The organism is Providencia sp. NPDC089933 (genome assembly GCF_049545585.1).
GTDB lineage: Bacteria > Pseudomonadota > Gammaproteobacteria > Enterobacterales > Enterobacteriaceae > Providencia > Providencia huashanensis.
In genome coordinates this window covers 86,865-109,851 of sequence record NZ_JBMWDT010000014.1, presented here as the reverse complement: position 1 = coordinate 109,851, position 22,987 = coordinate 86,865, and the positions used below count along the sequence as shown (strand labels likewise).

Genomic DNA, 22,987 nt, shown 5'->3' with positions numbered 1-22,987 from the left:
AATCTCTCGCTGCCGTTTCAGTGTTCATCGCGCTTTGCGTTGTCTTGTTCCCGGTCAGTGGTGGCGCATTATAGGGAGTCAGAAAAATCTGGCAACCCTTTTTTTGCATTTTTTTTTCGTTCGCTCAGCTTTCCATCAAATTTAACTTAAATAGCTAGTTTTTGCAGCGTTTTGAACCCTTCAAGCTCAAGAATAGGCTGTAAGTCTTTTACGTTGGCATCCATTAATAAACAATATGCGAAATCGTCTTCATCAGAATTCATCGTCTCAGCTTGGTTGTTAATTAGCCAAGCCGTTCTTCTTGCTATTGCAGAACCTGAATCAATAAACCTTGTGCCATCGGGAAGTACCTTTTCTAGTTCCTCTATTAATAGAGGGAAATGAGTACAGCCCAAAATAACGGTGTCTGGGGGTTCTGGCATTCTGAGCCATGGCCTGACAGTTTGAGCAACTTCGTCTAATGGTAATGTTTCCCCATGCAGCTTTCTTTCTGCTAGTTGGACCAATTCCGCAGACCCTAAGGAAATCACTTTGCAGTCTGTTGCGAAACGATCGATCAGCTCTTTAGTGTATTCACGGTTTACGGTGCCTTTCGTTGCCAATAAACCAACCACACCATTACGTGTTAGTTTGGTAGCCGGCTTAATTGCGGGAACCACGCCTACAACAGGAAAGGAGAAATGGGCCCTTAAATTAGGAAGGCTGACTGTACTTGCCGTATTACAAGCAATAATTGCGATCGTTAAAGGATGCTTTGCAGCTATCGAATTTACGATTTGATAGACCCTATCAATAATAAACTCTTCACTTTTTTCACCATAAGGGAAGGCTTCATTATCGAATGCATATATATAGTGGGCATGCGGGATCATTTTTTTGACTTCACGATAGACAGATAACCCGCCCACTCCAGAGTCAAACACTAGAATGGTCGGGCGAACAGATAGGGTGTTATCAGAAGTTGTAGCTTCCTGTGAGGAAATATTCTCTTCCAGCGGTGCGATAACCATACGCGGTCTCATAGTCTTTATCGAACATATTAGCTATTTTACCACGAATTGTGAGATGTGAAGTGATTGGATATGCAGCAGTGATATCCCAAAGGCTAACACCACCCTGTTTTAATCTTTTATAATCCTTAGTACTCAAATCATATTGACTGAAATCTTTATCATATCTAGAACCAATATATTGATATGTAAGTCCCCAATCTACATTGGCAACATTCCAATCTAATTGATACTTGATTTGCTGCTTAGCCCGTCTCTCCAGAATCTTATCCGTCTTTTTGTTACGTGGATCAATATATTGATAGGTTACTTGGTGATGAAGAACACCTGTTTCGAACTCACCAACCCATTCAATACCTTTAATTTCAGCCTCACCAATATTCTCGTAAGAGCTAATTGGATTACCTGCTTTATATGCAATCAGGTTATCAATATCATTATGGTATGCATTGACCTGCCAAAAGAGTGGTCCTGTCGTTCCTTCAACCCCTATCTCCCACTGCTTACTTTCTTCAGGTTTTAAGTTCGGATTACCTAGCGTTGTTCCGTATGCCGATGAAGAATACGCATATAATTGGGTTAGATTAGGTGCTTTATAGGCAGTTGCATATGAACCAATAAGTTTATAACCCTCATAAAACTCCCAACTAAGGCCCGATTGCCATGTTGTGTGCCAATTAAATTCAGAGTGATGGTCAGAACGTATAGCGGCTTCTGCTGTTACAGAATCAATAATCGCATATTGCCCTGTGAGGTATATCCCGGTGTTATTTAACGTCTGTTTTTCACTGATCATCGCATAACTGCTAGGCTCAATACTTTGACGTTGATAATCAACCCCCGCACTAATATTACCTTTATCTAATAGGTAACTATTACCCCATTGAATATTGTACTGTTTGGACTCATCAAGATTTGCAGATTCACTATATTGTCCTTTTCTAGGATCAAAGTTGTAATCTTTTGAATAACCATAACTCCCCATCAATGATGACGAATATTTACCCTGATGATATTTCAAACCGGTTTCATAAGTACGGCTATAAAGCTTGCGGGTATCCACACTTAATCCTGCATACTCGGATACGTCATAATTTGTACGGTTGTCATAACCATACGCTCTTGCATACGCTAATATTTCTGAAGAAAATTGATGTTCAATGCCTAACCATAATGACTTACTCAGGAAGCCATCTTTATCATATTGTCTTGGGCTAACATCTTTTGGCGCTAAATCAAACCCTTTGGTATGAGTATAAGCTCCGGCAGCTGTTACGGTTGTATTTTCACCAATCTTTTGCTGAGTCGAACCGTTATAGTTTTGGTAACTGTGTGAGCCAATACCTGCATTTAAAGTTGTGCCATCGTTATCACGGCGAGTAATAATATTCACTACACCACCAACAGCATCAGAACCATAAACCGCTGAGCGTGCTCCGCGTATATATTCAATGCGCTGTACCAGAGAAATTGGAATTTGGCTCATATCAGATGAGCCTGAAATACCCGCTTGATTCAAACGAACACCATCAATTAAGACCAAAACATGGCGAGATTCAGTTCCACGAATAAATAGTGAGCTTTGTTGACCCATTCCCCCACTTTGCGCAATATCCACACCTGGCAAACGCCTTAATACATCAATCACAGTATTAGATTGCCAATGGTCAATATCTTCACGGGTCACGACCGTGACAGGAGCTAATATAGAAGAGATAGGTTGTTCAAAACGGTTTGCTGACACAACTAGCTGATCAGATTGACTATTTCCACTTGCCAAAGAAGGAATACTACATAGCACTGCCAGAGCAGCGGCCGATAACGGCAGCAACTTTTTATTATTCATTATGATTACACTCGGAAAATCAATTAAATTAAGATTCCGCGAGGTTGAATATAAGATCCGCGCGAATATTCAACGAAGCGATTAGATGTGTGGCAGGTATCGGACTTTTACCGTTGCGCGTCAGTTTTGGATTCCAACCAAATTCCCTGCTCACTCAAGGCATTATCCTAAGAGGAATAACAATCAGTGTCTACGGATGAATAATGAAAACTGGACATCTTCGCTGCTTGCCCTACAATTTCGCCCCTGATACGAATTTTTTACTGTTTTATGGGGCCAAACATGCCAAACACGTTGCATACAGAAGACTACGAACTGCAACTCGCAGAGAAAACTGACCGCTTAAAAGCTATGATGGCTCCTTTTAATGCTCCCGAACCTGAAATTTTTTCATCACCGACGTCCCATTACCGGATGCGTGCAGAATTTAGAATTTGGCACGAAGGCGATGACCTGTTTCATATTATGTTTGATAAAGAGACGAAAGAACGCATTCGTATCGAACAATTTCCGGTCGCAAGTCAGCTAATTAATGACATGATGGCAACGCTGTTACCATTAATTCAGCCCAATGAGTTGCTACGCCACAAGTTATTCCAAATCGATTATTTATCCACACTGAGTAATAAGCTGATTGTTTCACTGCTATATCATAAAAAATTAGGTGAAGAGTGGGCCATTGAAGCTAAGGCGTTAAAAGAAACGCTGACTAAAAAAGGGTTTGATGTACAGCTTATCGGTAGAGCATCAAAGACAAAAATCATGTTAGATAATGATTATGTTGATGAAGTTTTACCTGTAAATGGTAAAAACATGGTTTATCGCCAAGTAGAAAATAGCTTCACTCAACCGAATGCACAGGTCAATATAAAAATGTTGGAATGGGCTATTGGTGCAACAAAAAATTCAACAGGTGATTTATTAGAGCTTTATTGTGGTAATGGGAACTTTTCATTGGCTTTAGCGCAAAATTTTAAACAGGTATTAGCGACTGAAATTGCCAAACCGTCGGTTGCTGCTGCTCAATATAATATAGAAGCAAATAATATTGAAAATGTGCAGATTATCCGAATGTCCGCTGAAGATTTTACTCAAGCAATGCAAGGTGTGCGTGAATTTAAACGCCTTGAAGGAATTTCACTTGCAGATTATCAATGCAATACCATTTTTGTTGACCCACCACGTAGTGGGTTAGATAAAGAAACTGTAAAACTAGTTCAAGGTTATGACCACATTGTCTATATCTCATGTAACCCTGAAACCTTATGCGATAATCTCAATGAACTGACCCAAACCCATAAAATTGAAAAACTAGCGTTATTTGACCAATTCCCCTATACCCACCATATGGAAAGCGGTGTGTTATTAACCCGCCGTTAGAAAATAGCAGCGACAAAAAACGCCGTATAATACGGCGTTTTTTAGTTTATTAATTCACTTTAATTTTCAATTTCTTGTTCTAACGCTAATTCTTGTTGTTCTTTTTTACGAGCTTTCCAACTGACATACATCCATAAAGCTAAAATCACAATGATAGTCGAGGGAATAAAATTTGAGCCAACCTCTGGATTTTGAACACGTAAAATCGCGGCATAGCCAAATATCCCAACAAAGAAACTACCAGCAACAAATTTTGGTAACCCCATCGGCATAGCTTGGTGTAAATAACGTTGGTGCAAACAATAAACAGCGAGTACTAATGTTAAAATGGGAAAGAAAGAAAAATCGACTAATGAGTTAAACAACGTAGAGAAAGTCCCATGAGTCGCAAGCCCAATTACAAGTGCCAGCAGTAATGTACTTCTTTCGTAACTTTTTTGATCCGTCATTGATTCTCCTTATTATTTGGTTAGGTCTGGGTCAGTTTGATTCTGTCGTTCTTGTTCACGGCGGTACCAATAGTAGGCGCCTTTAGCGATCATTCTTAGTTGCAATACCAACCGTTCTTCAAGCTTTCTTCGTTTTTCTTCATCTATATCAAGCGCTTCAGCACCAGCACTGAATACAATTGTCACCATTGCTTCTGATTGCATCTCAGTAAAATGACGCGGCATATGGCTTTCTAATTCAAGGTAATCCGCTAATTCAGCAATAAAATGTTGAATTTCCCTTGCCACTGCAGCACGAAACTCAGCCGAGGTACCGGAACGCTCTCGCAATAATAACCGAAAGGCGTTTGGGTTATTACCAATAAACTCCATAAAAGTTGAGACTGATGTGCGGATCACACTCCCACCTTTCGCAATACGCTGCCGTGCTTGACGCATCAGCTGGCGCAACATCAGACCGCTCTCATCTACCATTGTCAGACCAAGTTCATCAACGTCTTTGAAATGGCGATAAAATGAAGTTGGCGCAATACCCGCTTCCCGAGCGACTTCCCGTAAACTAAGGCTAGTAAAGCTCCGTTCAGCACTTAATTGGCTAAAAGCAGCTTCGACGAGTGAACGACGTGTTTTTTCTTTTTGTTTTGCTCTAACGCCAATAGTGTTGCTCACGGTGATCCTAATTTCTATGTCATTAAACGTTAATAATTACATCAAAGATGTAAATAAGGAGTGCTATTCACCCCCTAGCATACCTGAAATTTCTTCATCTGGTTGAGAGAAAAATCGACTCTTTATTACAATCTAGCCATTTTCAGAATTTCGCTTACTATCTTTGCTGTTTTCTTATATAGAAACCATCATCTTCACCACTACACCCTACCTGAACAAGAAAAAATAGTTTTACCAAAAATGCACTCGATATTGTTCCCCCAGAATTTCTAATTTATCGCAAAACGGCAAACGAATGGGTTTAAATAAACAGACATAAATCCGTGTTTTGAATATGCAAAAGAAGGCGATGGAAAAAGAGAAATTAGGTTAAGGAAGCAACTGATGTTACTATAATGTAGTCACTTCGTATTAAAAACAGGTCTTACCTTATGCAACTTACCCATTTTGATGCAATAGTCATTGGTTCCGGCCCTGGTGGTGAAGGCGCTGCCATGGGACTGGTAAAACAAGGAAAAAACGTTGCTGTTATTGAACGTTATAATAATGTCGGCGGAGGCTGTACCCACTGGGGAACCATTCCCTCAAAAGCCCTCCGCCATGCAGTTAGCCGTATTATCGAATTCAACCAGAACCCCCTTTATAGTGATAATTCCCGTAACTTAAGCTCCTCTTTTTCTGAAATCCTCAGGCATGCCGAAACAGTTATTAGCCAACAAACGCGTATGCGACAAGGGTTTTATGAGCGTAATGGTTGCCAAATGTTTTCTGGTGAAGCAACTTTTATTGATGAGCAACATGTGAGTGTCCGCTATGCAGATGGAAGCTGCGATGTTTTAAGTGCAGATAAAATTGTGATAGCAACAGGGTCTCGCCCATACTGCCCTTCTGACGTAGATTTTAACCATTCCCGAATTTATAACAGCGATACCATTCTCAACCTAACCCATGAACCTCGCCACGTCATTATTTATGGTGCGGGGGTTATCGGCTGCGAATACGCATCTATTTTCCGTGGATTGGGAGTCAAAGTTGATTTAATTAACACTCGCGATCACCTACTGGCTTTTCTTGACCAAGAAATGTCTGATGCCTTGTCGTATCATTTTTGGAATAGTGGCATTGTGATCCGCCATAATGAAGAATATGAAAAGATTGAAGGTTTAGATGATGGGGTCATTGTTCACCTTAAATCAGGTAAAAAAGTCAAAGCTGACTGTTTACTGTACGCCAACGGAAGAACAGGTAATACTGACGGTTTAGGTCTCGCCAATGTAGGAATCGAAGCGGATGGCCGTGGTTTAGTTAAAGTCAACAAAGCCTACCGAACAACAAATGAACATATTTATGCTGTTGGTGATGTGATTGGCTACCCAAGTCTGGCGTCTGCTGCCTATGACCAAGGGCGAATTGCAGCTCGTGCAATCGGCGGTAGTTTAGGTAATGCACATTTAGTTGAGGATATTCCAACGGGGATTTATACCATTCCTGAAATTAGTTCTGTTGGTAAAACAGAACAAGAGCTGACGGCAATGAAAGTACCTTACGAAGTTGGCCGAGCGCAATTTAAACATTTAGCTCGAGCTCAAATTGCTGGGATGAATGTCGGCAGTTTAAAAATACTATTTCATAGAGAAACGCTACAAATATTAGGTATTCACTGTTTCGGTGAAAGGGCGGCTGAGATTATTCATATCGGCCAAGCTATTATGGAACAAAAAGGCGAAGGTAATACCATTGAATATTTCGTTAATACCACATTCAATTACCCTACTATGGCAGAAGCTTTCCGTGTCGCTGCATTAAATGGCTTAAACCGCTTATTTTAATGATGTGCAATTATGGTTGCCTGTTTTTCTGGCAACCATCATATCTTTTTGAGATGTAAACAATTAGCGAGCTTTATTCCTAAACTCGATTCTTATAATAGTGATCCATCGAGTTATAAATGGTTTCTGCTAATTGCTCATAGCGACCTCTTAATGGAGACCCCGGACGATAAACTAAAACAATCGTACGTTTCGGTTCTGGCTCAATACAATTCAAATAGCAAACGCCATCACGGCAAACTTCATTTGGTACCGCTAAATCAGGTAATAGTGTAATCCCACTTCCTGCGGCGACCATGTTGCGTAACGTTTCTAAACTAGTCGCCCTAAAATGCGTATCCTCTTTAGCGCCCGCTTGGAAACAAAAGCCCATAGCTTGGTCACGCAAACAATGGCCATCTTCTAGCATTAATAGCTTTTCACCTGATAATTCACCCATTTCAATGGTGTCACGCCCATGCCATGGATGGCTTTCATAGATAGCTAATTTCATGGGTTCTTCAAATAAAGGGACAACAATAAAAGGATCTGTTTCTTTCACTTCCGCTAAAATTGCACAGTCTAATTTACCACTATCTAACTGAGCCAGTAATTGCTGAGTTTGTGCTTCATGTAAGTAAATTTCTAATTTAGGGTGTGCTTGGTGCAATTGAGGAATGATATGTGGTAATAAGTACGGTGCCACTGTAGGTATCAAACCGATATGCAATGGGCCAGACATACTCTCGCCTTGCAACGCGGCCATTTCTTGCAGTACTTTTATTTCTCGCAAAATAGTTCGAGCCTGTTCAACGAGTAATAAACCTTGTTGAGTAAAAAGAACTTTACGACTAGTTCTTTCTAGTAGCATAACACCAAGCTCTTCTTCTAGCTTACGAATTTGTCCACTCAATGTTGGTTGGCTAACATGACAAGAATCCGCGGCACGTCTAAAGTGTTTATGTTCAGCTAGTGCAACAAGGTACTCCAAATCTCGAATATTCATATTCCTATTTCCTTTCGTGAATTCTTTGCCAAACCAAAGATAGATAATACCAATCACTATATCGATATTAGTTTGTTATATCTATTGATATATTAAAAAACACCGTGTTTCATCCCATTTCAGCATAAATAACCCACTCACTGAAATAGATAGTAACATTTAGAAACAAAATGACTCAATTCTGTTCCCTCCATTTTTCACAAAACAAAAATAGGAATCAAACAATTATAAATTGTATTTGTGACATCAAATTAAAGTAAACCTTTCTTCAATTTTATATGAGTACATAAACAAACCTCCCCCAAATAATAGTTTATATCCAGTCTAGTCGCTTCTAAAAAGCTTTCATCCGTGATAATGACACGAGGAGCTAAAATACTATGGATGCTACTATTACCACACTTTATCCCCTCACAAGTTAAAAATACCTCATTAAATAATTAAAGAATGTCGCCATACTGTCGATACCCTATACAGCATACTAATGATAACAAACCTGAGTATTGAAGAGAGCTGAAACGGCCAAGTAAGCAAGTGAGGCTGCTGAAAACAAATAACAACAAAAGGCGTAATAGAGATCAGCAATGTGATGTAGTAAAGAGGCAACCCATTTAGCCTTCTCTTTTTGTAAATACAAAAAAAGAGTTGCACCTTAACATGAGCAACAACTAATAGGGCAAGCAAGCAAAAATAAAGACGTCAAACATCAATTTGGGGAGTTCCAATATAATTGGATGTAATATTGAAACATTTATATTAATCACAATGTAGTTTTAAGCGAAATAGCTCGAAAAACAAGGTAGCTTTACTCTCCAAAAGTTTAAAAATGGGCTTGGCTAGCCTTTTTTTAGAAACATTTTGTTATATTTGTTTTCATTTATTATTAATCTTTGTAAGTTTCTGTTTGAAAGTTAATTCAAAATCTCAATGTAACCTGACTACTTTATATATAAATAGAGCTCTACTCGCTGTCACTATTAAAAAAATCACAGCAGATTAAACCATCAAAAAGAGAACCAAAACCACAAACTCAGAACATTAAACACCAAAAAAGACAAATTAATAGATGATAATAAAAAATCTGCTATAGGACATTAAACAGGATAGATTCTATACAACCCCTATTTCTATTATATTTCCACACATTTGAATTTTCAAATTTACACCTTTGGCGCGTTTTTCGTTTTATAATTCTTCCCATAGCAAGACATGAACAAATTAAAATCAACCAAACCATATAGACTTTAAATTAGGAGTTAATATCATGACTATTAAAAATATCTCTTCAGTATTAGCGTTAACTTTAGTCCCTACTTCATTATTCACAGCAAATGTATAAACTAAAGAGAATCAAACAACAATTAATTTTAAAGCTGCTATTTTTGCTTCACCCTGTACTTGTGACATCAATAATAAAACAAATTTAAATTATTTTAATAATGAAAAAATAAAACAGAAACAAGCAAAATTAATTTCTCTAAAGAGCAAAAATCCACAGAGTAGAAAAATTAGATAATAACCATAGCACTTACCAATTTAAATGGACTAATGAAGATAAAGGCCATGCACTATTATCAGTACAACATGCATAATCATTAAACGACTTTTTTATTAAATAACCAAGATAATATAACAAACTGATTTTAAACAAAATTAAATTATAGGATTCTATTATGAAAAATTCAATGGCGAAAAAAGTATTTCATTGTTCAATAACAGCTTTATTATTAATGACAGCCTCTAGTATATTTAGTGCTTATGCCGCTCAGAATCAAGATTCTGGCACCATTAATTTCTATGGCGCAATTGTCCATCCGAATTGTACAAATGATATCAGTGAGACACAGATTAAATTACATTGTATGAATAATAATACAGAATTAACCACCGAGAGTATTGAGCTAAATAATATTACTCAAAAAAGTGGCTGGAAGGTTATTAATGATGGCAGAAATGAATATTCATACAATTGGGTTAACGAAGAGAAACAACTAGGCATGCTAACCGTTAAATATATTTAATAGAACTGTGTTATGGGAATAGGGGTAGTCATGCTACCCCCCATTTTCTGATGACAATGACCGATTAAAGCCCCAACCTTGTTTTTGCCTCCACAATCGCACTCGCCACCTGCTTCTGAGATACCCCACCTTTTGCTAACCGCTTATCTAAGCATGATTGCAGCGATAAAATTTCATACACATCCAATTGAATAGTATCACTGAATTTTTGCAGATCACTTAATGCCATTTCTTCCAATGCTTTACCTTGAGCAATAGCAGTAACAACCGCTTCACCCACAATATGGTGCGCTTCACGGAATGGAACGCCTTTCGCTACTAAATAATCCGCCAGCTCAGTCGCATTTGCATAGCCTTGTTTTGCTGCATCTTCACAACGTGGGCGACGAATTTGAATACCATCAAGGACTAACGCTGCCATATGCATACAATCTAACCATGTGTCTAATGCATCAAATAAGCCTTCTTTATCCTCTTGCATGTCTTTGTTATAAGCAAGCGGTAACCCTTTTAACGTCATCATCATACCCGTTAATGCGCCTTGAACTCGCCCACATTTACCGCGGATCAATTCGAGTGCATCTGGGTTTTTCTTTTGTGGCATTAATGAAGAGCCCGAGGTTACTTTGTCAGATAACTCAACGAAGCCTGCCTCACCACTATTGAAGAAAATTAAATCTTCAGCAAAACGCGATAAATGCACCATGCCAATGCTGGCATCAGATAATAATTCGAGTACGTGATCTCTGTCTGAAACGGTGTCTAAACTATTGCGTGTCGCAGATGCGAAACCAAGCCAAGAGGCAAGTTGCTCTCGGTCAATATCATACGCTGTCCCCGCCAATGCACCACACCCTAATGGGCTAACGTCTAGACGCTTTAGTGTGTCTTTTAAGCGGCTTTCATCACGCGCTAACATTTCACTATAAGCTAAACACCAGTGGGCAAATGTCACGGGCTGAGCGCGTTGTAAATGAGTATAGCCTGGCATCACTGCGTCTTGGTTATTTTCGGCTGTGATGACTAATGCTTTTTGTAGCTCAGTGACCGCTTCTAATAATAATGCGACTTGGTCTTTACACCATAATTTTAAATCTGTCGCCACTTGGTCATTACGACTACGACCTGTGTGTAATTTTTTACCTAAATCACCAACTTTATCAATCAGTTTACCTTCAACCCAGCTGTGAATATCTTCTGCATCACTTTGCAGTATAATTTCAGGGTTATCTTGCACTTCTTTTAACAATGCATTTAGCGCTTGTTCTAAAGATTGTTGTTCGCTCTCAGTCAGTACACCAACGGTGACTAATGATTTTGACCATGCGACTGAGCCAATAATATCTTGTTGCGCCAAGCGATAATCAAAACGCAGTGAATCATTAAACTGTTTAAACCGTTGATCCGCTTGCTGGCTAAAACGCCCACCCCATAGTGCCATAACTAATCCCTACCTGATTGATAAAATAAGTTTTGCTCCCGACAGCACTGAACGCTGCCGGGGATCTAGCCTGTTATATTCCCAATAATTCGAGGTGCAGCTAAGCGACAAGTCAATGTGTACAATCAACGCCACTGCAACTTGAAGTATGACGAGTATAGGTTACTTAGCTTTATTCTGTTCTTTCAACGCACGGATACGTGAAGACAGGGAATAAAGACGGATAAACCCGCCTGCGTGGCTATGGTCATATACCTCATCTTCACCAAATGTGGCGAATTCTTCAGAATATAGGCTCTTGTCCGCTTTCTTCTGAATTGCCGTGACTTGCCCTTTATATAATTTCAGAACAACTTCACCGGTGACATCTTGTGCTAATGATTCTGCCGCAGCTTGTAGCGAATGGCGTAATGGCGCAAACCAACGCCCATCATAAACCACATAAGACATTTCTAAGCCTAATTGCTCACGCCATTTGTAGCTATCGCGGTCCAGAACTAATTGCTCAACGCCACGCAGAGCCGCCATCATAATGGTGCCCCCTGGGGTTTCATAGCAACCGCGAGATTTCATGCCGACTAAACGGTTTTCAACGATATCGATACGGCCAACACCGTGTTTTGCCCCTAGCGTATTCAGTGTTTCTAGGCAACCTAGTGCAGATAATGTTTTACCATTAACTGAAACTACCTCGCCGTGTTTCACGCCCACGGTCACCAGTTCAGCTTCATCTGGCGCATCTTGTGGGTCAACTGTCCATACCCAGCAGTCTTGGTTTGCTGCATTCCATGTGCTTTCTAATACACCACCTTCTGTAGAGATATGCCACGCATTTTCATCACGGCTATAAATTTTTTCAAGGCTAGCAGTCGTTGGGATATTGCGCTCTTTTAAATAATCGAGCAGCGCCTCACGTGAGCGAAGATCCCACTCACGCCATGGAGCAACCACCTGTAATTGCGGCGCAAGCGCAGTATAGGTGCTTTCGAAGCGTACTTGGTCATTCCCTTTACCTGTTGCGCCATGGGCAACCGCATCAGCCCCTACTTTTAAGGCAATTTCCACTTGGGCTTTTGCAATAATAGGACGAGCCATTGAGGTACCTAATAAATAACTACCTTCGTATAACGCACCTGTTTTAAGAACTGGGTAAATATATTCCTTAACGAATTCTTCTCGCAGATCAACAACGTAACACTCAGATGCGCCTGATTGCAGAGCCTTTTTCTCAACACCGACTAAGTCTTCTCTGTCTTGCCCTACGTCAGCAACGAAAGCAACCACTTCGCAGTCATCATAGTTTTCTTTCAACCATGGAATAATTGCCGATGTATCGAGACCACCTGAGTATGCTAATACGATTTTTTTAATGCCCTTTTTCATAACGTACCTATTCCGCTCAATTAATATTTATTTCCATGGCTCATTTATGATGCCAAGATCCGAGTTCCGATAGCTGTCCCATTAAACAGCTCAGGAAGTTGTTCTGCATGACGCCAACTTGCGATATCAACCGAGCGCTGTAAGGCCGTTGCGGCATCAAGTGCAGCATTCACCTTAACAATCATTCCATCAGTGATGATGCCTTGCTCAATTAATTTTTGGGCTTTTTGTGTCGTCATTTCATCAATTTTCTGGCCTTTACCATCCAAAATACCGCTCACATCAGACAGTAAAACCAGATCTGCATTTAATGCTTGCGCGATAGCGGTGGCTGCTTGGTCAGCATTCACATTCATCAATTCACCCTCTGGGGTGACCCCTATCGAGCTAACAATTGGTAAATAACCTGAATTCAAAAGTAATTTCAATAAATTAGAATTACCTGGCTTTGCGTTTCCAACATGCCCTAGCTCTTCATTTAATTGAGTCACTATGGCACTTTGACCGTCACCCAGCGACAAACCTACCGCAGGTAACTGATATTTTATCGCCCACGCTAGCAAGGTTTTATTAGCTGTTCCCGCTAAGGCACCCGTAATAATATCGATTTGGTCTGCAGGCGTGACACGCAACCCTTGTTTTTTCACGACAGGTAATTGTAGTTTTTGCATTAGTTCATCTACTAAGCACCCACCACCATGAACAATCACTAGCTCACGTTGATGTCGCTGGCGATAGCTTTGGATTGCCGTAAACAACTTTTCAAGTGCCTCGGTGCTATCAAGTAACACTCCGCCCAATTTAATCACTAAGGGTTGCATGGGTTTGATCCTTATTAAAATAATGACTGAGTTTCATTAAAACCAAAACGAATATTCATGCACTGAACGGCTTGTGCAGCAGCACCTTTAAGCAGGTTATCTTCTGTACCGACTAAAATCAGGTGTTCCCCTTTCAATACATAGCCGATATCACAAAATGGCGTACCAACAACTGATTTCAATGCTGGAACACCTTTTTCATACAAACGGACTAACGGTTTGCCTTGATATGCCTCTTTAAAAGTTTTACCAACCTGCTCTGCGGTCACACCGGCTTTTACTTTGCAGGTTATAGTCGCCAATATTCCTCGTGAAAAATTGCCCAGATGAGGAGTGAAAATGACATCCCGACCTAAATGAGTCGCAATTTCTGGCTGATGACGATGCGTAAAGATGCCATATGGCTGTAAGCTAACTTCACAAAAACTGTTGGTCATCGATGCCTTACGGCCCGCACCTGAAACACCACTAGTTGCATTAATTACTGGCCACATCGCGTCATCCAGTAATTGCGCATCAATTAATGGCTTCAGCGCTAACTGAGACACCGTCGGATAACACCCCGGAACAGCAATTAACTGAGCTTGTCGAATTTTATCCGCCTGCCATTCAGCTAAACCGTAAACCGCTTGCATTAACCATTCGGTATTTGTATGTTCAAAGCCATAGTACTGCGTATAAAACGCAGGGTCTTGAACGCGATAAGCACCGGATAAGTCAAACACCACACAACCCGCATCAAGAAATTGAGGCGCGATGTCATGGCTCACTTCATGTGCAGTAGCGAGAAAAACAACATCAATACCTTTTGCAGCCTCTGCAACATCAGTTAATGGCTGTACCGGAAGGTCAATAATACCCTTATACTGAGGATGCAAATCAGAAAAACGTTTATTTGCATCTGCGCTTTGCGCAGAAACCATTAATCCCTGAAGATTTATTTCAGGGTGACGCTGCAAATAAGCGGCTAATTCTGCTCCAGTATAGCCACTGGCCCCGATAATGAGTGTGTTCAACATATGCTTTCTACCTTGTACTCGTGACCCAAACAGTTTAATGTGTATTTTTATTCAAATAAAGTGCATGAATATTGATACTATTATGGATAAAGGCTGTCAACAGTGAATATTAAATTACCTGCATTTATTGAGATTTATCGTCAATTAATTGCCACTCCATCGATTAGTGCGACTGATTCTCATTTGGATCAAAGCAATAAAGCCCTTGTGGAACTTTTAGGTGGTTGGTTAGAAACTCTCGGTTTTTCGGTTAACATCCAACCTGTGCCGGAAACACGTGATAAATACAACTTACTCGCTTCTATCGGTGAGGGTAACGGTGGGCTAATGTTATGTGGCCATACCGACACAGTACCATTCGATGAGGGCCGTTGGAGTAAAAACCCATTCGAGCTGACTGAGCACGATGGTAAGTTATATGGGCTTGGTACCGCAGATATGAAAGGTTTTTTCGCCTTTATTGTTGATGCGTTAAGAGATATGGATTTAACAAAACTCCAACGCCCACTGCATATCTTAGCAACTGCTGATGAAGAAACGTCAATGGCAGGTGCACGTTATTTTGCGGCTAACACAGCACTACGCCCTGATTTTGCTATTATTGGTGAACCTACGTCTTTACAACCTATACGAGCACATAAAGGGCATATATCGAACGCCATTCGCATTACTGGGCAATCAGGGCATTCCAGTGACCCAGAGCGTGGTGTTAATGCGATTGAATTAATGCATGAATCGATTTCTCATTTGATGACGCTCAGAAATACATTGAAAGAGCGTTTTAATAACCCTGCTTTTGTTATTCCATACCCAACTATGAACTTTGGGCACATTCATGGAGGGGACGCGGCAAACCGTATCTGCGGCTGTTGTGAGTTGCATATGGATATTCGCCCACTACCAGGGCTGACATTGCAAGATCTGGATGAAATGTTAAATCATGCCCTTGAGCCTGTCAGCACCAAATGGCCAGGCCGTATAGCAATAGAATCAATGCATCCACCAATTCCTGGCTATGAATGCCCAACAGATCACAAAATGGTTGCTGTGATTGAACAGTTACTAGGGCAAAAAGCAGATACCGTAAATTACTGTACTGAAGCGCCATTCATTCAAGAACTGTGCCCGACCTTAGTACTTGGCCCAGGTTCGATTGAGCAAGCACACCAACCTGATGAGTTTATTGATATGCGTTTTATAGAACCGACTCGTCAGCTAATTAGCCAAATGATAGAACACTTCTGTTTTACTAAACAAAATCAATGATTGCCTTAAAAACGCATGGCTATATTTAGCGCCATGCGTTTTTATCATGAATTTTTTTCCTGTTACCTTTGAAAAAACCTCAGCGTCTATATTTAATTTAAGGGTTGACTATCGACCAATATCCGGTAATCTCTATTTAGCCGTCTAAACGTATAGACGCGTACATGGATGTGATTATTTATAAAGATCATAACTCACAAAGATAATAATGAGTCTGCAAATTGCGAGGTTACAGGGTATGAGTTTTTTTCACGCAAACCAGCGCGAAGCGCTAAATCAAAACTTAGCTGAATTAGATGGCCAAATTAATGTTTCATTTGAGTTTTTCCCACCTCGCAGTGAAGAGATGGAGCAAACACTTTGGAAATCTATCGATAGACTCAAAACCTTAAAACCTAAATTTGTATCAGTGACCTATGGTGCCAACTCAGGTGAACGTGATCGAACCCATAGCATTATTAAAGATATCAAAGATAAAACAGGTTTAATTGCAGCCCCTCATTTAACCTGTATCGATGCGAGCCGTGATGAATTAAAAGGCATTGCACGTGACTACTGGAATAATGGTATACGCCATATTGTAGCTCTACGTGGCGACCTACCCGATAACAGCAATAAACCCGATATGTATGCAACTGATTTGGTTGAACTATTAAAAGGTGAAGCCGACTTTGATATTTCAGTCGCTGCTTACCCAGAGGTTCACCCTGAAGCGAAAAGTGCCCAAGCAGATTTAATTAGCCTTAAAAAGAAAATTGATGCAGGTGCTAGCCGTGCAATCACCCAATTTTTCTTTGATGTTGAAAGCTACCTCCGTTTTCGCGATCGCTGCGTTGCAACGGGTATCGACGTTGAAATCGTCCCAGGTATTTTACCCGTTTCTAATTTCCGTCAGTTAGAGCGTTTTGCCAAGTTAACCAATGTACGCATTCCCGCATGGATGAGCAAAATGTATGAAGGGTTAGACAACGACCCTGAAAGCCGTAACCTTGTTGGTGCGTCAATCGCCATGGATATGGTCAAAATTTTGAGCAGAGAAGGCGTGAAAGATTTCCATTTTTATACCCTTAACCGTTCTGAACTTACTTATGCAATCTGTCATACGTTAGGAGTTAGGCCTTAAAGGGCGAGTTTACAGCACATAAGTTCATTAAAGGGGCTAGTTGCCCCTCACCCTATAAATAGACTAAACCAAGGCTGGGTTAGGAACATTAACGTGAATGAATACGGGTTGTTGCTCATTCTCAAATTGTTCTATCGTAAATTTTTGATAATTTAAATTGTTATACCCTCTAAATAAGAGTATCCCCCGCTGCAAATCAGTCAATACTGTCCAAACTGAAAACTCGGTTAGGTAAAGCTTGAAGATATCATCTTCCCCTAATAATGGATCAACAGAGGCATTTTTAGGCCGGTCAAATTTATTCATGACGTGCCCTAATTCTACGAGCTGAACATTGGGGTCTGATACTTTATGATAGTAAGTTGAATAATAAACTGCCCGAACAAACCGCCCAACAGAGGTGTCAGCATTTGGCACTGCAGCAAGAGCGATACCACTATCAGGCTGGGAGAGTTTCATATTACCTAACGTGCTTGATGACACATCAACATTTGAGAGTTGGGTATAGTTATTAAGGTTAGTGAGATGCCAAGGAAATTCAGGGCCATTCGTCATACAGCGAGTTGGGTTGTCATAAACGTGCAAAACCCCCTTTGATACTTCAACCACGATACACGCCCCCGTTCTGTCATAAAAAGCATAATGAAAAGGGCTTGGCATATTACGCAGCAGTAATAATTTTTGTGACCAAAATGCCGTTTTAGGGATCGCTTTTTTCAACTCAGCGACTGTGGCGTATTGAGATAATGCCCACTCACCAATTGATGCAATCGGTACTGCTTTAGTATATTTTTTGGGGTTAAGGGGGGCTAATTCAGAATCTGTGATCATATTTAAACTAAAAGCTAACCCTCCGGAGTTAACGCCCTCAAGAACATCCCTTTCCCCTAAAATACTCACTGGTGCAGTAATTGCGATAAAAGGATACTTCACTTTATACTTTAGTCCTAAAGAGCCATCAGGGGCTTTACGCTGAAAAATATGGTTCTTCGGGTAATAAGTTAAAATTGACTCAGGTTCATCTGAAGAGAACTCTAATGTTCTACCGTGATAAACGTAATTATTTTTATCTGTGATTGCCAGAGATGTACAAGCAAACGCGCGAGGATTTGTGTTTTTTTCTAACATGTTAGCAGCCTTATCAAATAATATATTTGCCTATTACCATAATTACGATGAATAAAACCCATGATATTCAATAAATTAACCTGACTTATTTAAGGTATAATACATTCTGGCGTTTATATCCAACAAAATGAATATAAAAATAAAACAGAAAGGGGGAATTTAGCGTTAAATCTTTTTTAGAGCATCACATTAAATTTAAATTTAATGAAAACTAAATTTGAATTATTCGTTAATAATCATCACAATTATGAAATATGTAATCCATTTAATATGTTATAAAAACCCAACACTAATTAGCATCATCAGATAACGACAAACTAACTCATAAAGAATAAATTTACAGAAGTTAACCCCAAAATTTTCACTCATGATGAGTTAAGCAGCTAAAATCTCAGGGTAAACATGACTTAAAAAGACACCTAACCAATATTAAATATATTACTTCCCCCCATCTGCCATAGTTATAACCTTAATTTCATTCTAATTAAGATAATGGCTATTCAATTAATTTTTTTTAGTTTAAATCTTTGGATATTTAAAGAAGAGCGCGTATATTTAATATTGCTCTCAATATTAAATATCACATAATTACCACTTGGTTATTGAGGAAATTAAAATATGAGTAATCGTTCATTGAATCCAAAATATAATGGGATGGATGACGTTTATGCGTCATTAGAGTTATCAAAATCATTACCAAAAACTAAATTTCCATCAAAAGAACAAGAACCTCGCAATGTATTTAGTGCAGTGCGAGATGAATTAATGTTAGATGGTAATTCACGTCAAAATTTAGCAACATTCTGCCAAACTTGGGTAGATGATGAAATTCGTGACTTAATGGACTTATCTATCGATAAAAATATGATCGATAAAGATGAATATCCACAAACTGCCGAAATTGAAAACCGTTGTGTACATATGCTAGCGGATCTTTGGCATTCGCCAGATGCAGAAAATACCCTCGGCTGCTCGACCATCGGTTCTTCTGAAGCAGCAATGCTTGGAGGACTAGCCTTAAAGTGGCAATGGCGTAAAAAACGTGCAGCAGCAGGAAAGCCAACAGACAAACCAAACATGATCTGTGGCCCTGTTCAAGTATGTTGGCATAAATTTGCCCGCTACTTTGATGTTGAACTCAGGGAGATCCCACTTGAAGGCGACCGCCTGATTATGAACCCTGAGGAAGTGCTTAAACGTGTAGATGAAAATACGATTGGTGTAGTACCAACGTTAGGCGTGACATTTACTTGCCAATATGAACCTGTTAAAGCAGTTCATGATGCATTAGATAAGTTACAAAAAGAAACGGGCTTAGATATTCCTATCCATGTCGATGGTGCAAGCGGTGGGTTCCTAGCACCATTTTGTGCGCCAGATTTAGAATGGGATTTCCGTTTACCTCGCGTAAAATCGATTAACTCTTCCGGACATAAATTTGGTTTAGCTCCATTAGGCGCAGGCTGGGTAGTCTGGCGTGAAGCGCAAGACTTACCTGAAGAATTAATTTTCAATGTAAACTATTTAGGTGGCAATATGCCAACCTTCGCGCTTAACTTCTCTCGCCCAGGTGGCCAAATTATCGCTCAGTACTATAACTTCCTGAGGCTCGGTCGTGAAGGCTATGCAAAAATTCATAATTCTTGCTACGCAACTGCGCAATTCCTAGCCCGCGAAATCGAAAAGTTAGGTCCATTTGAAATGATTTTCGATGGTGATAGCCAAAAAGGTATCCCAGCGCTGGCTTGGAAGTTGAAAAAAGGCGAGACCACCAGCAATTATTCCCTCTATGACATAGCAGATAAACTACGTAGTCGTGGATGGCAAGTCCCTGCATATTCAATGCCAGCAAACCGTGAAGACCTCGTTGTTCAACGTATCTTAGTTCGTCACGGAGTAAGTTTAGACTTAGCCGCATTGTTAATTGAAGATTTTAAACGCACGCTAGATTATTTCGAAAAACATCCAGTCAATAAACCGCTAACAGAAGATGAAGGCGGCGGTTTTAACCACAGTTAATTAGCTAGTCATTAGCTCTATTATTTATTAGCCAAAGAATGTCATGTTCTTTGGCTTCTATTGGGATCAGTCCTGTAAGACTGATTGTTTATAGACTTTAGGAGAACTCGTATGGCGACAACAACGACAGCTCCAGCCGCAAAACAGCTCACATTACTGGGTTTTTTTGCCATTACAGCCTCAATGGTAATGGCTGTATATGAATACCCAACGTTTGCAACATCTGGTTTTAGTTTAGTTTTTTTCCTATTGTTAGGCGGATTGTTATGGTTCATTCCTGTCGCATTATGTGCCGCAGAAATGGCGACAGTGGAAGGTTGGGAAGAAGGCGGTGTGTTCGCATGGGTTTCTAATACACTAGGTGAGCGCTGGGGATTTGCTGCAATTTCATTTGGTTACCTACAGATTGCTATTGGCTTTATCCCAATGCTGTACTTCGTGCTAGGGGCCCTATCTTATATTCTAAATTGGCCAGAATTGAATACGGACCCTGTAACCAAAACTATCGGGGCATTAGTCATTTTATGGGTGCTAGCTTTCACTCAATTTGGCGGGACCAAATATACTGCGACCATCGCTAAAGTAGGTTTCTTTTTAGGTATTTTACTTCCTGCACTCATTTTAGTGTTTTTAGCCATTAGTTATTTATCCAGCGGTGCCCCTTTAGCCATTGAAATCAGTGAAAAAACCTTTATACCTGATTTTACCCAAATAGGGACATTGGTCGTTTTTGTTGCGTTTATTTTGAGTTATATGGGAGTTGAGGCTTCCGCAACCCACGTTAACGAAATGAAAAACCCAGGTAGAGACTACCCAGCAGCCATGTTTTTACTGATGATAGCAGCCATTTGTTTAAGCTCTATTGGCGGGTTATCTGTTGCTGTTGCTATCCCAAATAGTGAAATTAACCTGTCTGCCGGTGTAGTTCAGACATTCAACGTACTTGTTACACACTTTAATTCTTCCCTTGAATGGGCAGTGCGAATTATTGCAGCTTTATTATTGCTTGGTGTCTTAGCGGAAATAGCCTCATGGATTGTAGGGCCTTCGCGAGGAATGTACGTTGCGGCACAGAAAGGAATTTTGCCGCAAAGTTTCGCCAAAGTGAATAAAAATGGCGTCCCAGTCACACTGGTTGTCTCTCAATTATTAATTACAACTGTCGCGATTATCGTCCTCACCAATACTGGCGGCGGCGGGAATATGTCATTCCTTATTGCATTGGCACTGACGGTCGTTATTTATCTCTGTAGCTACTTTATGTTATTCCTTGGTTATATGCATTTAGTCTGCAAGCAACCTGAGAAGAAACGAGCGTTTAATATCCCTGGTGGCAAAGGTGTTAAATTACTTGTTGCCTCCGCTGGGTTTATTATTTCTATCTTAGCGTTTATTGTTTCATTCTTCCCACCAAGCTCATTACCCGGCGGAGCAAGTGATAATACTTACGTCACGCTACTTGCCGTCAGCTTTATAATTATCTTCTTACTGCCATTTGTAATTTATGCATTCCATAGCAAGCAAGGTAAGAAAACCAATGTGACGATGGTACATATCAAAACGCATAATGCACCAGTTAACCACTTCTTTATTCACCCTAGAGCGCGTTCTACCTATCATTTAATTCATGATGATAAGCCCCCCAAAGAGAATGATAAATCATAAAATAAATAACCTGTGATTTATTTCACCACAGTAATATCGGTCTTATTTAAAGGGAAGCAACTTAGCTTCCCTTTACTTATCCTTTAACTCGCGAAATAGCTGAGATATACTTTTTGCTCTCTAATTAATTCCGCTAACTTAGATACATCCGCATTATCCTGAGTATAAATAGTATATTGCGCATAATCGTTCATCCATAATTCACTGACTGACACAAACTCCAACATACATTTATTTACATCATCAAGATGATGAGCAAACGCCTTATGTAACGCCACTGACTCGAGTAACTTACTTATTTCTTTTTCTAGACAAACTACCATATCATCAATCACGAGATGAAATTCGCAACCACTATAATCAAGTGAGTTGCTCTGTATTAAAAAGCTATTTTTCTCTTGATTCATCGCGTCGAGCTTGGCTTGAAAATAAGCTGCTCTAGATTCCATTAACTCAATTTCATCAGTGACTTGCTTCATTAGCACCGTAATATTTGAGTCACCATAAACCTGATGATTGGTAGAATATAATTCATTTGTATATGTAATTAACCCTTCTAAAGTAGAGCGCGTTTCAAGTTCAATAGCATGAGTATTATCTGAAATAGATAATGCAACCTTATCTGTCTCTGAAAAAATATAATTATAACCTAATGATAAGGCGTCTCTCATCCGTTTAAAATAATCCAATGCAGTTTCGTATGAGTTATTAAAACCCGCGTATATTCCATCATATTTATTATTAATTACGTTTGAATAGTTATATTCAAAATCCGAAAGCTTCATGTCTCTTATATTTTCCATTTCAACACTCCATTTTTAAGGAATAAATTTCTCATCTAAATTAATTTAGAATGAGCGGATTATGAATACGTAAAAATGGTAGAAGCTAACAATTATTAACTGTTAAAAATAAAAAAATAGACTTGATATT

Annotated in this window: 18 protein-coding genes; 7 read left to right on the top strand and 11 right to left on the bottom strand. The window is 39.7% G+C overall.

Annotation, left to right across the window (positions count from 1 at the left end; translation table 11 throughout):
• Positions 1-146: 146 nt before the first annotated feature.
• A complete protein-coding gene (gene murI / locus ACPEH5_RS18300; protein WP_206227519.1) occupies positions 147-1,010 on the bottom strand; it encodes a glutamate racemase in 864 nt (287 codons plus the stop codon).
• On the bottom strand, positions 955-2,856 hold the full coding sequence (gene btuB / locus ACPEH5_RS18295; protein ID WP_166685520.1) for a TonB-dependent vitamin B12 receptor BtuB: 1,902 nt from the start codon (positions 2,854-2,856) through the stop codon (positions 955-957). Before btuB ends, murI begins: the two co-directional genes overlap by 56 nt.
• A 282-nt stretch (positions 2,857-3,138) precedes the next feature.
• Here btuB and trmA point away from each other — a divergent pair, with 282 nt between their 5' ends.
• Positions 3,139-4,236: a tRNA (uridine(54)-C5)-methyltransferase TrmA gene (trmA, locus tag ACPEH5_RS18290; RefSeq protein WP_210787251.1), complete on the top strand. Its 1,098-nt coding sequence runs from the start codon at positions 3,139-3,141 to the stop codon at positions 4,234-4,236.
• Between the two features lie 59 nt (positions 4,237-4,295).
• Here trmA and ACPEH5_RS18285 read toward each other — a convergent pair whose 3' ends face one another.
• Positions 4,296-4,685, bottom strand: coding sequence for a YijD family membrane protein (locus tag ACPEH5_RS18285; protein WP_042846651.1), 390 nt, complete (start codon positions 4,683-4,685; stop codon positions 4,296-4,298).
• A gap of 12 nt (positions 4,686-4,697) precedes the next feature.
• A complete protein-coding gene (gene fabR, locus ACPEH5_RS18280; RefSeq protein ID WP_042846652.1) occupies positions 4,698-5,354 on the bottom strand; it encodes an HTH-type transcriptional repressor FabR in 657 nt (218 codons plus the stop codon).
• Between the two features lie 431 nt (positions 5,355-5,785).
• Between fabR and sthA the strand changes: the two genes are divergently transcribed.
• Complete coding sequence (sthA, locus tag ACPEH5_RS18275) at positions 5,786-7,183, top strand: Si-specific NAD(P)(+) transhydrogenase (protein ID WP_042846653.1); 1,398 nt, start codon at positions 5,786-5,788, stop codon at positions 7,181-7,183.
• 79 nt (positions 7,184-7,262) lie between these two features.
• Here the strand turns inward: sthA and oxyR are convergent, their stop codons facing one another.
• Positions 7,263-8,168 carry a DNA-binding transcriptional regulator OxyR gene (gene oxyR / locus ACPEH5_RS18270; protein ID WP_042846654.1) on the bottom strand — a complete coding sequence of 302 codons (906 nt, stop codon included), beginning with the start codon at positions 8,166-8,168 and terminating at the stop codon, positions 7,263-7,265.
• Positions 8,169-9,841: 1,673 nt separating this feature from the next.
• On the opposite strand from oxyR, the gene ACPEH5_RS18265 reads away from it, so the two are divergent.
• Positions 9,842-10,189 (top strand): hypothetical protein, encoded by a 348-nt coding sequence (locus tag ACPEH5_RS18265; protein ID WP_042846655.1) that lies wholly within the window; start codon positions 9,842-9,844, stop codon positions 10,187-10,189.
• 64 nt (positions 10,190-10,253) lie between these two features.
• Here ACPEH5_RS18265 and argH read toward each other — a convergent pair whose 3' ends face one another.
• From argH to argC, 4 genes are all read right to left on the bottom strand, one after another.
• The gene (gene argH / locus ACPEH5_RS18260) at positions 10,254-11,630 is read right to left on the bottom strand and encodes an argininosuccinate lyase (protein WP_042846656.1); all 1,377 of its coding nucleotides are present in this window, start codon (positions 11,628-11,630) and stop codon (positions 10,254-10,256) included.
• 162 nt (positions 11,631-11,792) lie between these two features.
• Positions 11,793-13,013 (bottom strand): argininosuccinate synthase, encoded by a 1,221-nt coding sequence (locus tag ACPEH5_RS18255; protein WP_042846657.1) that lies wholly within the window; start codon positions 13,011-13,013, stop codon positions 11,793-11,795.
• A 44-nt stretch (positions 13,014-13,057) separates the two neighbouring features.
• Complete coding sequence (gene argB / locus ACPEH5_RS18250) at positions 13,058-13,834, bottom strand: acetylglutamate kinase (protein WP_048605766.1); 777 nt, start codon at positions 13,832-13,834, stop codon at positions 13,058-13,060.
• Positions 13,835-13,848: 14 nt separating this feature from the next.
• Positions 13,849-14,853, bottom strand: a complete 1,005-nt coding sequence (gene argC / locus ACPEH5_RS18245; RefSeq protein ID WP_129467214.1) for an N-acetyl-gamma-glutamyl-phosphate reductase — start codon at positions 14,851-14,853, stop codon at positions 13,849-13,851.
• A gap of 102 nt (positions 14,854-14,955) precedes the next feature.
• Here argC and argE point away from each other — a divergent pair, with 102 nt between their 5' ends.
• Positions 14,956-16,119, top strand: a complete 1,164-nt coding sequence (gene argE, locus ACPEH5_RS18240; RefSeq protein WP_042846660.1) for an acetylornithine deacetylase — start codon at positions 14,956-14,958, stop codon at positions 16,117-16,119.
• A 238-nt stretch (positions 16,120-16,357) separates the two neighbouring features.
• Positions 16,358-17,242 (top strand): methylenetetrahydrofolate reductase, encoded by an 885-nt coding sequence (metF, locus tag ACPEH5_RS18235; protein WP_042846661.1) that lies wholly within the window; start codon positions 16,358-16,360, stop codon positions 17,240-17,242.
• 63 nt (positions 17,243-17,305) lie between these two features.
• Here the strand turns inward: metF and ACPEH5_RS18230 are convergent, their stop codons facing one another.
• Positions 17,306-18,370 (bottom strand): linear amide C-N hydrolase, encoded by a 1,065-nt coding sequence (locus tag ACPEH5_RS18230; protein ID WP_042846662.1) that lies wholly within the window; start codon positions 18,368-18,370, stop codon positions 17,306-17,308.
• A gap of 618 nt (positions 18,371-18,988) precedes the next feature.
• On the opposite strand from ACPEH5_RS18230, the gene ACPEH5_RS18225 reads away from it, so the two are divergent.
• Positions 18,989-20,389 (top strand): glutamate decarboxylase, encoded by a 1,401-nt coding sequence (locus ACPEH5_RS18225; RefSeq protein ID WP_042846663.1) that lies wholly within the window; start codon positions 18,989-18,991, stop codon positions 20,387-20,389.
• Between the two features lie 111 nt (positions 20,390-20,500).
• Entirely contained in the window at positions 20,501-22,054 is a 1,554-nt protein-coding gene (gene gadC, locus ACPEH5_RS18220) for a glutamate:gamma-aminobutyrate antiporter (RefSeq protein ID WP_281111262.1), read from the top strand.
• Positions 22,055-22,137: 83 nt separating this feature from the next.
• Here gadC and ACPEH5_RS18215 read toward each other — a convergent pair whose 3' ends face one another.
• Complete coding sequence (locus tag ACPEH5_RS18215) at positions 22,138-22,857, bottom strand: hypothetical protein (protein WP_166687300.1); 720 nt, start codon at positions 22,855-22,857, stop codon at positions 22,138-22,140.
• Positions 22,858-22,987 lie beyond the last annotated feature (130 nt).